Below are 12,137 nucleotides of genomic sequence, written 5' to 3'. Positions count from 1 at the left end.
TACTTTTTTAAAATTTAAAAATTGTTTTTATTTAAAAATTAAAATAAAAATTTTATAATAATCTCTTGCACATTCTAAATAATAATTATTAAAATATTGAAATTTTAACTTTATCAGAGGTAGAAGCTGTAGAAGGTGAACCCGGAAATTTTAAAGTGAAAGTCAAAGTTAATCCAAGATATGTGGATTCAAATAAATGCAAAGCCTGTGGAGACTGTACCAGATACTGTTCCTCTTTGGCAGTAGATAGATATAATGCCAATTTAACTTTTATCCGTAACCCAGAAATTAGGGAACTTGAAGTAGGAGCTATTATTTTAGCTCCTGGTTTTGGAGAGATTCCCAGGGAAGCTTTGGAGAAATTTGGCTATGGGAAATATTCAGATGTTCTTACCAGTATTGAAATGGAAAGAATTATCTGTGTTTCAGGCCCTACAGTAGGAGAAATTCTCAACTTTTTGCCTGTTATAAAGAATAAACTTTATGAATTTGAAATTAAAGAACTTCTTAAAGATGGTCCCAAAGATATAAATTTATTAATAGTTAAAACCAAGGCAGGTCCTTCTGAAATTCAAAAAATTTTAGAAAAAAATAAATAGAAGTTAGAAAAAAATTCATAAAAATTTCTAATAAAAATAATTGCAATTTTAAATAAATTAATTAAAATCATCTATTTTAGAATTTTATCTAAAAGTATTTCAAAATGTTAGACCTTAAAAAACTGGAAGTATTTCTTAAAGTTTATGAAACAGGCAGTTTTTCTAAAGCTTCTAAATTATTATATCTGGCTCAACCTACCATTACACTTCATATAAAAGACCTAGAAGAAGCTTTAGGAGTTACTCTATTTGATAGACATACCAGAAAAGTGATTCCAAGTAAAGCAGGTAAAATAGTTTATGAATATGGAAAAGAAATTCTCAATATCTTAAAAAGAATGCAAAAAGAGCTTCAACCTTTCAAAGATGAAAAAGGTGGTCTGGTTGAAATAGGGGGAAGCACTATTCCAGGACAATATATTCTACCCAGGGTGATAAAAAATTTCAAAGAAAAATATCCCTACATCTCTGTATTTTTAAAAGTGGGAGATTCTCAGGAAATAGCTGAAAAAGTAATGATAGGCGAGTTAGAATTAGGAATGATTGGAGCTACTTTCAAAACCAGAGAAATAGTTTATACACCTTGTTATCAAGATGAAATTGTTTTAATTGCTCCACCTCAGTTTTCTAAAGATGAAGTGGAGCTTTCAGAGCTTTATAAAATCCCCTTAATTAAAAGAGAAGAAGGTTCAGGAAGTTGGAAAAATGCAGTAGAAACTCTTCAAAAAGCAGGGATTGATATTTTGAAGCTAAATATTACTGGAGAAATGGGTTCCACCGAAGCAGTTAAAGAAGCTGTTAAAGCGGGTTTAGGCTGTGGGTTTGTATCTTTTCTTGCCATAGAAATAGAAAAATCTTTAAAATTATTAAAGGTAATAAAAATTAAAAAGTTAACTATAACAAGAAACTTTTATTTAGTTTATCCTAAATATAAAAATTTTACTCCAGCGAGTCAGATTTTTTTAAATTTTATAAAGAATTATTTTAATTTAACTTAAAAAGGCTTAATTTTTTTCACTGAGGAAACAACCTTTCTGCGTTTTATCAGATTTTCTCCAAAAAGCACAGTTTTTAACCACTTAAAACCAAATTGAAGAAGCTTTAAATCATCTTTTTTAATTTCCTCTAAGGTTTTTTCTGGAACTTCAAAAATGTCTAAAAATTTACTTTCAAAAACAAAGCTTCTAAATCTATCAGGATTAGAGCTAACCATAAAAAACAATTGTAAACTTTTTTCCGGGACTTCAATTGGCCCCAAGGATTCTTTTTTCATAATTATTTCTGCCCATTCTTTAATAGGTTTTTCCAGCTCAGGAATTCCTTGAGATTTTCTGTATTCTTCTACAGTAATTTCTGGTCCTGATTCTAATCCCTGACAAAAACCTTCTTTTACAAGATAATATATTTCTTCATTTGTTCTTTTATCTCTATTTCTAAAAAGACCAAAACCTAAAGGATAATATCTGCAAGCTAAAGGTCTTACTTCATAGATTTCGCATCCACCATCCCCTAAAAATGGACAGGTTTTATCTTCATTATCTGACATTTTTAATCTAACAATTGGAAGCCCGGATTTAGGTAAGATGAAAGGTTCTGTGTATAAAAGAAGAAATTCATCAGTAGATAATCCAAGTTTATCTCTGATTCTTATAATATCATAAGGAGTAAGAGGTAAAAATAGATTAGAACAACAAAGTTTAAAACAAGGAACTCCTGGATAGCATTGAAACTTGATTTTGGATTTGGAAGAAAGTCTGATAGGAACAATTATTTTATCTAAACCTCTTAAATTAGTAAGTGCTTCCATTTGTCACCCCTTTTATTTTTTTAATTTGTTTATTATAATCCAAAAATATCTTAATATCAAATTATATTTTTGGAGGTTAAAGAATGAAATTACAACTTGATTGTCTGCCCTGTTTTTTAAGACAAGTTTTAGAAGCAAGTCGTATGGTAACCAAAAAAACAGAAATTCAAGAAAAGATTATAGAAGAAGCTATAAAGATTCTCAGAGATTTCAAAAATTATAGAACTCCTCCTGAACTCGCAAGAGAAATTCATGGTCTTGTAAAAATATACACAAGAGATCCAGATCCTTACAAAGAGATAAAAAAGCAGAGTATAGAAATAGCTAAAAAATTTTATAAACCTTTAAAAGAATTTTTAAATCAACAGGGAGATAAATTATACTGGGGTTTAAAAATTGCAGCTATAGGAAATGTTTTAGACTATGGAGTTTATTCTAAAATAAATTTGGAAAAAAATTTGGAAAAGGAATTAAAAAAAGAATTCGCTTTATGTGATTTGGAAAATTTTAAAGAAAAACTCAAAAATGCTAAAATTATTTTAATTTTGGGAGATAATGCAGGTGAAACAGTTTTTGATAAAATTTTGATTGAAGAATTTAAAAAATATAAAATTTTTTATGCTGTAAGAGGTATTCCAATTATAAATGATGCTACCTTGGAAGAGGCTTATGAATCAGGGTTACATGAATGTGCTGAGATAATTTCTACGGGTTGCACCTTGCCTGGAATTGATTTTAAAGAGTGTAGCAAAGAATTTTCGGAAATTTTCAACCAAGCTGATATTATTATAAGCAAAGGACAAGGAAACTACGAAAGTCTTTCTGATATAAAAAAGGACAATTTGTTTTTTCTTTTAAAAGTAAAATGTCCGGTAATTGCTTCTCATATTGGTATAGATGTTAATAATTATGTTTTTAAAAAACAAAATATTACTTAAATTTTAATTGTTTTAAATTTTGCTTTCCAGATATACCAGACTTTTCCAACTAAGTTTTATTGGTTTTTTCAACCTGCTAAGCCATATAACACTTTTAAAAACTTTGAAGATGTATTTCTTGACATTTAGCTATTTAGCTATACATTAATATGGTAATTAATCTAAAGAAGGAGGTTAGTTATGGAAATCAAAAAAGAGCTTTTGGAAAAGATGTTTAATTTTCATGGTCACAAATGTTGGGCATCTACCTTGGGTTTTAGAGCAGGTCTTATAGCTTTAAGGGGACTTGGGGCTCAAAGAATTGGTTCAAGAGGACTCTATGCTATTGTTGAAACTGGATATTTTCACGGAGCTGTGTGTTTTTTAGATGGATTACAGTATGCTACAGGTTGTACTGTGGGTAAAGCAGGTCTTATATGGAAACCAAGAGGTAAATTGGCTTTTACTTTAGTTGATCCAAAAAGGGAAAACAAATAAGAATTGCTTATAAATTTAATCCTGAGATAAGAGAAAAAATTGCACAAACTTCTTTTATGAAAAAAAGAGCCCAAGGGATTCCACCTGACCAAATTCCTGAAGAAGAAGCCTGGGAAGCAGTAAAAATCGTTTTAGAAGCACCTGAAGAAGAAATATTTATCATTGGTGAACTTGAAGATTCAACTTTTGAACCTCCAGAAGAGGTTTTAGGAGCTCAACCCTGTGAAATTTGTGGAGAATGGGTTTCAATTCCTTATCTAAGAGTTTTAGGTAATAAAAAGGTTTGTATTGATTGTGCAGGCTATGAAGAAGGTTTTGAGAAAATTTTTGAAAAGTGATAATATATAAATCCAATTAAAAAATTTTTCAAAAATTAAAAATATTTAAAATAGAAATAAAAAGTTGACTTATTTGAGAAGTTAAATTATTTTTAAAAAATAAAAGGAAAAATTTTCAATAAAGGTATAAAAAAGTGCCTTTTGGTAAAGGACGCTGTTGGAGATTCAGAAGAACTCAAGCCAGAGAGGCTTTAATAAAGCTTTTAAGCCGCACAAAAGGGCATTTAAGTGCAGAAGAGATTTTTTGGGAACTTAAAAAGGTATTACCTGGTGTAGGGCTTGCTACAGTTTATAGAACTTTGGATTTGCTTACAGAAATTGGCCTTATAAAAAGGTATGATTTTAAAGACGGTAAAGCAAGATATGAATTTATACATAATGATAATGCAGAGCACTATCACCTTATTTGCAAAAATTGTGGTAAAATCATAGATTATGAAGTGACTCTTGAAGAGGATCCTTTAAAAGATTTTAAAAACTCTATCCAAAAAAAATTCAATTTTAAAATTGAAAGTTCAGATTTACAATTTTATGGACTTTGTGAAAATTGTCAGAAACTTGAAAAATAGTTTATTTCGTAAAATTTTTTAAATTTTTAATCAAATAATAAAAAGTTTTTTCAACAATTCAAAAATTAAATACTTGACTTTTTAAAATTAAGATATATCATTAAAATAATGAAAATGAGAATTATTATCAATAATAAAAACTAAAGGAGGTGGTAATTTATGCCTTGGTTTGTACCAGGGCTTGGCTGGGGTAGAGGAAGAGGTTGGAGATGGAGATGGTGTTGGTGGTTTGGATGGCCGGGAAGAGGTTGGGGTTGGAGATACTGGCGGAGATTGGCTTATTTAGAAGAACCCTATGCTGAAATTGAAAAAGCATTGCTTAAAAATGAAGCAGAAGTATTAAAAACTCAGCTTGAATTGATTGAAAAGAGATTAGCTCAGTTAGAGCAAGAAAATAAAAAAAATTAAAAAGGAGGTGTAAGTTATGCCTTGGGGAGATAGAACAGGTCCATTAGGTTTAGGTCCAAGAACAGGTAGGGGATTAGGTTACTGTAGCGGATTTGACAGTCCTGGATTTGCCAAAGGTCCTGGTTGGGGATTTGGAAGAGGCTGGGTCAGAGGAAGAGGATTTGGAAGAGGTTGGGGCAGAGGAAGAGGTTGGAGATGGTTCTGGGCTATGAATTATTTCCCAGAAGAAATCCTTCCTCCTGATGATGAAAAAAAACTTTTACAAGAAGAAGCTGAATTCTTAAAAAGAAGGCTTGCTGAAATAGAAAAAAGAATGAAAAAGTTGGAAGAAGAAAAGTAAATTAAAAAGGAGGTGTAAGTTATGCCTTGGGGAGATAGAACAGGTCCATTAGGTTTAGGTCCAAGAACAGGTAGGGGATTAGGTTACTGTAGTGGTTTTGACAGTCCTGGATTTACCAAAGGTCCTGGTTGGGGATTTGGAAGAGGCTGGGGCAGAGGAAGAGGATTTGGAAGAGGTTGGGGTAGAGGCTGGTTTGGTGGTAGAGGTATGGCTTGGAGAAGAGGCTGGGGTTGGAATTGGTAAAAGAAAGAGTAAAATAGTGTTTTAAAACTTAAAAAGGAGAAAAAAATGTTTAAAAATAATTGTTGTCCAAGAGGTGATAGAGGCCAAGGTGGTGGTTGTGGAAGAGGAAGAGGAGGTGGAAGAGGTCAGGAAAAAGGTGGTTGCGGAGGCCGGGGAAAAGGTCAAGGTGGGGGATGCGGAAGAGGAAAAGGTCAAGGAAGGGGTCAGGGAAAAGGAGGTGGAAGAAATGGATAATAATCAGAAAACAGATACAGGTAAAATAGCTATTTTTACCTGTGCTGGTGGCTCTAATACAGGACAATTGGCTAATGCTATAGGTGTAAAATTAGTAAAATCTAATTTGGGATACATGGTCTGTTTAGCAGGAATTGCTGCAGGAATACAGAATGCTTTTAAAAAAGTTTCTCAGGCTAAAAGTGTTATAGCTATAGACGGATGTCCTAAAAATTGTGCCAAAAAAATTTTAGAAAAGGCTGGAATAGAAATAAATTATCATTATGATTTAACAAAATTAGGAATTAAAAAAGTTGCAGGTAGTATAGATTTTACTCCTCAAGAAGTGGAAATTGTTGAAAAATTTATTAGTGAAAATTTAAATTCAGTTTAAAAATTAATCTCACTAAGGGGGTTTTGTATGCGTGTAGCTATAGCTGTGGATGATGATTTTGTTTCTGCTCATTTTGGCAGATGTCAGGCTTTTTTAGTTGTGGATATTGATAAAGAAGGTAACATTGTCAGAAGGGAAATGGTTGAAAATCCAGGTTATGCAGGACATCAACCTGGATTAGTTCCAAGGTTTTTACAAAGCATAGGGGTTGATTATATTATAGCAGGAGGAATGGGACCCAAAGCTGTCATGATGCTTCAATCAGCAGGTATACAACCAATTTTAGGAGTTACAGGCAGAGTGGAAGAGGTTTTAAAAGCTTTCTTAGAAGGAACTTTAAAAGGTGGAGAGAGTCTTTGTGACCATTCTCATGGTCATGAATGCCATTAATTTGAAGTTGTAAAAATTTTTTTACTAAAGGAGGAAAGTTATGATAGTTTGTATTACAGCTCAAGGAAGTAGTCTTGATTCAGAAGTTGATCCAAGATTTGGAAGGTGTAGTTATTTTATTTTTTATGATACAGATACTAAACAACATGAGGCAGTAGAAAATCAATGGAAAGCTGCTATGGGTGGAGCAGGAATTCAGGCTGCTCAGTTTGTAGTTCAAAAGGGAGCTAAAAAAGTTTTTACAGGAAGAATCGGTCCTAATGCAGAAGAAGTTTTAAAAAATGCTGGAGTAGAAATAGTTGAAGTTTCTGGAAAAGTAAAAGATATTATAAGCAAATTATGAGGAGGATAAGCAAATGCCAGGTAAAAAAGAACAGGATAAAGAACTTCAGGAGCTACAAGAAAAACTTTCAGCTATTAAAAGAAGAATTTTGGTTCTTTCAGGGAAAGGTGGAGTAGGGAAAAGTACAGTTTCTACCAATATAGCGGTTGGTTTATCTCTAAGAGATAATATGGTAGGTCTTTTGGATGTAGATCTTCATGGACCCAATATTCCTAATATGCTTGGTTTAAAGGGAACGCAGCCACCAGTCACTCCAGAAGGAGCTTATCCAGTAGTTTATTCTCCAACTTTAAAGGTAATGTCTATAGGTTTTTTTGCTAAGGATAATGATGCTATAATTTGGCGTGGACCTTTAAAACATAGAGCTATTCAACAATTTTTAAGTGATATTATCTGGGGAGCTTTAGATTATCTTATTGTAGATTCTCCTCCAGGAACTGGTGATGAAGTGCTTTCTATAAGGCATCTTTTAGGTAAAGTTGATGGAGCCATTATTGTAGCTACTCCTCAAGATGTAGCCTTAGCTGATGTGAAAAGATCTATAAAATTTTGCGAAGCTACCCAAACTCCTATTCTTGGAATAATTGAAAATATGAGCGGATTTGTTTGCCCAAAATGTGGAGAAGTTATAAACATATTTAAAAGTGGAGGGGCTGAAACTTTAGCTAAAGAATTAAATATTAGATTCTTAGGGAGAATTCCTATTGATCCCAAGCTTGTAGAAGCAGGGGATGAAGGAAAGCCTTGTGTAGAATATTATCCTGAAAGTGAGCCAGCTAAAGCTTTTTTTAAAATAATTGAGCAAATAGAAGAAATTTTGAAATGATAAAAATAAAAATCCTTTATGATAATTATCCAGCTGAAGAAGATTTTATAACTGGCTGGGGTTTTTCCTGTCTTATTCAAATACCTCATCAAAACATTCTTTTTGATACCGGTGGAGATTCTCATATACTTTTATATAATTTTAATAAAGCTAAAATTGATCCTAAAATTATTAATAAAATAGTTATTTCTCATTATCATGGTGATCATACTGGAGGTTTAAAGGGATTGTTTCCTTTACTTGAAAATCTTGAGCTTTATATGGGAAATTTTTCTTATGAACATTTAAGTGCTTCTTTTCCTCAAAAAATGAAAGTTCAATTAATTAAAGATAAACCTTTAGAAATTTATTCAGGAATTTTATCTACAGAAGAGCTTGGGAGTTATATAAAAGAAATTTCTCTTATTTTAAGAACGGAAAAGGGATTTATTCTAATTACAGGTTGTGCTCATCCAGGAATAATTAATATTTTACAAAGAGCTATTGAAATCGCTCAAGATAAACCTTTTATGATATTAGGTGGGTTGCATTTGCTGAGCAAGAATAAATCGGAAATAAAAGATATTATTGAATTTTTTAAATCTTGTAAATTAAGATATATTGCTGCCTCTCATTGCACTGGAGATAAGGCAAGAGAGATGTTTAGAGAAGCATTTAAAGAAAATTTTATAAATGCTGGAGTGGGAAAGGAAATAATTTTGGAGGGTTGAAATGAAAATTACTGTTTTAATAGAAAATTCAGTAGGAGTTTTAATACCACAAGGACTTGCTGGAGAACATGGTTTAAGTGTTTGGATTGAACATGAGGGGCATAAAATACTTTTTGATACAGGACAAACAGGGAAAGTTGTAGAAAATGCTTTACGTTTAGGTGTAAATCTAAAAGAGGCAGAAGCTATAGTTTTAAGCCATGGTCATTATGATCATACAGGCGGTTTAAAGGCTGTTTTGGAATTTATAAATAAACCTATTCCTGTTTATGCTCATCCTGACATTTTTAGTCTTCATTGTGTTTCATCTCCTGTGGATCGTTATATTGGTATTCCTTTCCGTAAAGAGGAACTTGAAGGCTTAGGAGCTAATTTTAAATGGATAAAAAAGCCTACTGAAATATTCCCGGGAATATGGTTGAGTGGCGAGATTCCAAGAAAGACCACTTTTGAAAAAATAGATGAAAGTATGTATATAAAAGAAGGTGATAAAAAGCTCCCCGATCCTATTTTAGATGATATGAGCCTTTTTATAAAAACACCTAAGGGTTTAGTTGTTATTCTTGGATGTGCTCATTCTGGAGTGATTAATATAATAGAACATGCTAAAGAGGTAACAGGAGAAGAAAAAATATTTGCTGTGATAGGAGGAACCCATCTTGGTCCTGCATCTTCCAAGCAACTTGAAGAAACCTTAATTCGTTTAGCTCAGATGGAGGTATCTCTTATTGCTGCTAATCATTGCACAGGCTTGAGTGTTGCTTCTAAGTTTAGAGAGATTTTTGGTTCTAAATTTAGGTTTGCTACTACAGGAGAAATTATAAGCGTTTAAGGAGGCTTAAAATTGATTATAGTAGTAGCCAGCGGAAAAGGTGGAACAGGTAAGACTACAATAGCTGTAAATTTAGCTTTAAGCTTAGAGAGAGTTCAATTAATAGATTGTGATGTAGAAGAACCAAATGATCATTTATTTTTAAAACCTGAAATAAAGGAAACTTATTCTGTGAAAGTTATGTTTCCTGAAATTGATGAAGAAAAGTGTAACTATTGTGGAAAGTGCAGTGAAATATGTGCTTATAATGCTATTTCAGTTTTGACAAATTCTGTGATAATTTTTCCTCATTTATGTCATGGATGTGGAGGCTGTGTTCTCTTGTGTCCTGAAAAAGCTATGAAAGAAGGGAAAAGAGAGGTAGGGATTGTTAATATTGGAAAAAAGGAAAATTTAAGATTTATAGAAGGAAAACTTAATATTTCTGAAGTTATGGCTCCTGCTGTAATTGAGGAAGCTAAATCTTTTATAGATCTTTCCATGGATGCTATTATTGATGCTCCTCCAGGAACTTCATGTCCTGTAGTTGCTTCATTAAAAGATGTAAATTTCTGTATCTTAGTTACAGAACCAACTCCTTTCGGACTTCATGACCTTGAAATAGCTTATGAAGTTGCCAAAATTATGAATATTCCTTCTGGAGTAATTATAAACAAGTCTGAAAAGGATGACATAATAGAAAGCTTCTGTGAAAAAAATAATATACCTATTTTAATGAGAATACCTTTTGATAAAAAAATTGCAGAACTTTATTCTAAAGGGATCCCTTTAGTAGAAGGTTTACCTGAATATAAACAAAAGTTTCAAAAACTTTTTGAAACCATTAAGGAGCTTGTAAAATGAAACAAATTTTGATTATTAGTGGAAAAGGTGGAACAGGTAAAACCATGCTTTCAGGATGCTTATCTGTTCTTGCTAAGAATAAAATTATAGTTGATGCAGATGTTGATGCTGCTAATTTACATTTATTATTACATCCAAAAATTAAGGAAAGCTATGATTTTATAGGAGGTAAAATTGCAAAAATAAATAAAGATAAATGTTCAGAATGTGGAACTTGTAAAAGTATTTGTAAATTTGAAGCTATAACAGATGATTTTGTAATAAACCCTCTTTTTTGTGAGGGATGCACAATTTGTTACTATTTTTGTCCTGAAGAGGCTATTATTTTAGAGGATAGAATTTCTGGAAAATACTTTATTTCTGAAACAAAATATGGACCTATGGTACATGCAAGACTTGGGATTGCTCAGGAAAATTCCGGGAAATTGGTAGCTAAATTAAGGGAAATAGCCAAAGATATGGGAGAAAAACAAAACAAAGATTACATAATAATTGATGGACCTCCTGGAGTAGGATGTCCTGTTATGGCAAGTATGACAGGGGTTGATCTGGTAGTAGCTGTAACCGAGCCTACTTTGTCTGGTTTACATGATCTTGAAAGGGTTTTAGATCTTGCTAAACACTTTAAAACCGAAGTAAAAGTAATTATTAATAAATTCGATTTAAACAAAGAGATGAGTTTAGAGATAGAAAACAAACTCAAAGAAAAAGACGTAGAAGTAATTGGAAAAATTCCTTTTTCAGAAGATGTTTTAAAATCTGTTAAACAGGAAATGCCTTTTATAGAATATGTAAAAACTTACAACAAAGGCGGAGAAATTGCAGAGATTGTAGAAAATATATGGGAAAAGATAAGTTAAAAATAAATTTATCTAAGATTATAAAGAATCATAAGGTTTAATAAATAAATTATAATAATAAGTAAAGAATCCCAAGCTAATAAAATTTTCTTTTTTTCTGTTCTATAAAGTATTCCTATGATAATGATAGATATCATTAAAATAGAAAACAAAGCTGGAATTAAATGATTTTTACTTACAAAAGAAAGTAAAGGTCCTTTTGTAAAAAACAAATCATCTACTGCCAGAATTATTATATTAAAAAGATTGCTACCTAATAAATTTCCTATTGCAAGATCAACTGCTTTTAATCGTAAAGCTGATATAGAAACCACCAATTCTGGAAGTGAAGTTGAAAATGCGATAAAAATATTACCTACGAAAATTTGCCCAAGATTTGTAACACCTGCTAATTCTTTGCCAATTTTAGGAAGAATAGAAGCTGCTATAATTACTAAAATAGCATTAAAGACATATTTAAAAATAGCTTTTTTTAAAGATATACCTTTATATTTCAGTTCTTTTGCTCTTTCTGTTATAATTTTTTGTAATTCCCTTTTTTCATATAAATAAACAAAACGAATAGCCATAAAATAAGTAAAAATAATTAGAATAGTATAAACTCCTATCCAACCTATAGGAAAAATATAACTTTGCAAAAATAAACCTAAGGAAACTAATATTAATAATATAATGTTAAAACAAGCTCCAAGAATATTGCCATGGTGAGTTTGATAAGATATAGAAGCACCTTTATAAAAAAAACCAACAAATCCCAAAATTAAAAGATTAAAAATACAACTTCCAAGAACATCTCCTACTGCAATCTCTGGAACTTTAACAAAAGTTACAGAACTTATACCTGTTATTAATTCAGGTAAGGAGGTAACAGAGGCAACGATAACCAGCCCTACCCAGGTTCTTCCAATCCCTGTATTTTCTGCAATAATATCACCATATTTAGAAAGATTGTTCCCCCCGTAAAAAATTATTAAAGTACATATAATAAAACTTATCCAAAGAAGCAT

20 protein-coding genes are annotated in these 12,137 nt (G+C 31.5%); 18 read left to right on the top strand and 2 right to left on the bottom strand.

Annotated elements, in window-relative coordinates; translation table 11 throughout:
- Window positions 1-155: 155 nt before the first annotated feature.
- Window positions 156-599 (top strand): hypothetical protein, encoded by a 444-nt coding sequence (locus CC87_RS04275; protein ID WP_038056505.1) that lies wholly within the window; start codon window positions 156-158, stop codon window positions 597-599.
- A gap of 104 nt (window positions 600-703) precedes the next feature.
- Window positions 704-1,597 carry a selenium metabolism-associated LysR family transcriptional regulator gene (locus tag CC87_RS04270; RefSeq protein ID WP_038056503.1) on the top strand — a complete coding sequence of 298 codons (894 nt, stop codon included), beginning with the start codon at window positions 704-706 and terminating at the stop codon, window positions 1,595-1,597.
- Here the strand turns inward: CC87_RS04270 and CC87_RS04265 are convergent.
- Window positions 1,594-2,406, bottom strand: coding sequence for a YkgJ family cysteine cluster protein (locus CC87_RS04265; RefSeq protein ID WP_038056500.1), 813 nt, complete (start codon window positions 2,404-2,406; stop codon window positions 1,594-1,596). The genes CC87_RS04270 and CC87_RS04265 overlap by 4 nt on opposite strands.
- An 83-nt stretch (window positions 2,407-2,489) precedes the next feature.
- Here CC87_RS04265 and CC87_RS04260 point away from each other — a divergent pair, with 83 nt between their 5' ends.
- From CC87_RS04260 to CC87_RS04190, 16 genes are all read left to right on the top strand, one after another.
- The gene (locus CC87_RS04260; RefSeq protein ID WP_038056499.1) at window positions 2,490-3,344 is read left to right on the top strand and encodes a damage-control phosphatase ARMT1 family protein; all 855 of its coding nucleotides are present in this window, start codon (window positions 2,490-2,492) and stop codon (window positions 3,342-3,344) included.
- 180 nt (window positions 3,345-3,524) lie between these two features.
- Window positions 3,525-3,821 (top strand): FmdE family protein, encoded by a 297-nt coding sequence (locus CC87_RS09090; protein WP_051920557.1) that lies wholly within the window; start codon window positions 3,525-3,527, stop codon window positions 3,819-3,821.
- Window positions 3,822-3,877: 56 nt separating this feature from the next.
- Window positions 3,878-4,159 (top strand): TraR/DksA C4-type zinc finger protein, encoded by a 282-nt coding sequence (locus tag CC87_RS09085; RefSeq protein WP_051920556.1) that lies wholly within the window; start codon window positions 3,878-3,880, stop codon window positions 4,157-4,159.
- A 134-nt stretch (window positions 4,160-4,293) separates the two neighbouring features.
- Entirely contained in the window at window positions 4,294-4,728 is a 435-nt protein-coding gene (locus CC87_RS04250) for a Fur family transcriptional regulator (protein WP_038056497.1), read from the top strand.
- A gap of 159 nt (window positions 4,729-4,887) precedes the next feature.
- Entirely contained in the window at window positions 4,888-5,136 is a 249-nt protein-coding gene (locus tag CC87_RS04245) for a DUF5320 domain-containing protein (protein ID WP_038056495.1), read from the top strand.
- A gap of 16 nt (window positions 5,137-5,152) precedes the next feature.
- A complete protein-coding gene (locus CC87_RS04240; protein WP_038056493.1) occupies window positions 5,153-5,476 on the top strand; it encodes a DUF5320 domain-containing protein in 324 nt (107 codons plus the stop codon).
- Window positions 5,477-5,497: 21 nt separating this feature from the next.
- Entirely contained in the window at window positions 5,498-5,719 is a 222-nt protein-coding gene (locus CC87_RS04235; RefSeq protein ID WP_038056491.1) for a DUF5320 domain-containing protein, read from the top strand.
- A 45-nt stretch (window positions 5,720-5,764) separates the two neighbouring features.
- Window positions 5,765-5,953, top strand: a complete 189-nt coding sequence (locus CC87_RS04230; protein ID WP_051920554.1) for a hypothetical protein — start codon at window positions 5,765-5,767, stop codon at window positions 5,951-5,953.
- On the top strand, window positions 5,946-6,326 hold the full coding sequence (locus tag CC87_RS04225) for a putative zinc-binding protein (protein WP_051920552.1): 381 nt from the start codon (window positions 5,946-5,948) through the stop codon (window positions 6,324-6,326). The genes CC87_RS04230 and CC87_RS04225 overlap by 8 nt, the downstream gene beginning before the upstream one ends.
- Window positions 6,327-6,353: 27 nt before the next feature.
- Complete coding sequence (locus CC87_RS04220; RefSeq protein ID WP_038056489.1) at window positions 6,354-6,716, top strand: NifB/NifX family molybdenum-iron cluster-binding protein; 363 nt, start codon at window positions 6,354-6,356, stop codon at window positions 6,714-6,716.
- A gap of 40 nt (window positions 6,717-6,756) precedes the next feature.
- Window positions 6,757-7,059: a NifB/NifX family molybdenum-iron cluster-binding protein gene (locus CC87_RS04215; RefSeq protein ID WP_038056488.1), complete on the top strand. Its 303-nt coding sequence runs from the start codon at window positions 6,757-6,759 to the stop codon at window positions 7,057-7,059.
- A 13-nt stretch (window positions 7,060-7,072) separates the two neighbouring features.
- Complete coding sequence (locus CC87_RS04210; RefSeq protein WP_038056487.1) at window positions 7,073-7,885, top strand: Mrp/NBP35 family ATP-binding protein; 813 nt, start codon at window positions 7,073-7,075, stop codon at window positions 7,883-7,885.
- Entirely contained in the window at window positions 7,882-8,595 is a 714-nt protein-coding gene (locus tag CC87_RS04205; RefSeq protein WP_051920550.1) for an MBL fold metallo-hydrolase, read from the top strand. Before CC87_RS04210 ends, CC87_RS04205 begins: the two co-directional genes overlap by 4 nt.
- A 1-nt stretch (window position 8,596) precedes the next feature.
- Window positions 8,597-9,427 carry an MBL fold metallo-hydrolase gene (locus CC87_RS04200; protein ID WP_038056486.1) on the top strand — a complete coding sequence of 277 codons (831 nt, stop codon included), beginning with the start codon at window positions 8,597-8,599 and terminating at the stop codon, window positions 9,425-9,427.
- Window positions 9,428-9,439: 12 nt separating this feature from the next.
- The gene (locus tag CC87_RS04195) at window positions 9,440-10,270 is read left to right on the top strand and encodes a P-loop NTPase (RefSeq protein ID WP_038056484.1); all 831 of its coding nucleotides are present in this window, start codon (window positions 9,440-9,442) and stop codon (window positions 10,268-10,270) included.
- Window positions 10,267-11,130 (top strand): ATP-binding protein, encoded by an 864-nt coding sequence (locus CC87_RS04190; RefSeq protein ID WP_038056482.1) that lies wholly within the window; start codon window positions 10,267-10,269, stop codon window positions 11,128-11,130. Before CC87_RS04195 ends, CC87_RS04190 begins: the two co-directional genes overlap by 4 nt.
- Before the next feature lie 8 nt (window positions 11,131-11,138).
- Here CC87_RS04190 and CC87_RS04185 read toward each other — a convergent pair whose 3' ends face one another.
- A complete protein-coding gene (locus CC87_RS04185) occupies window positions 11,139-12,137 on the bottom strand; it encodes a sodium:calcium antiporter (RefSeq protein WP_038056480.1) in 999 nt (332 codons plus the stop codon).

It is taken from the genome of Thermodesulfobacterium hydrogeniphilum, from assembly GCF_000746255.1.
GTDB lineage: Bacteria > Desulfobacterota > Thermodesulfobacteria > Thermodesulfobacteriales > Thermodesulfobacteriaceae > Thermodesulfobacterium > Thermodesulfobacterium hydrogeniphilum.
The sequence above is the reverse complement of the archived record's forward strand: the minus strand, read 5'-3'. Positions and strand labels throughout refer to the sequence as shown.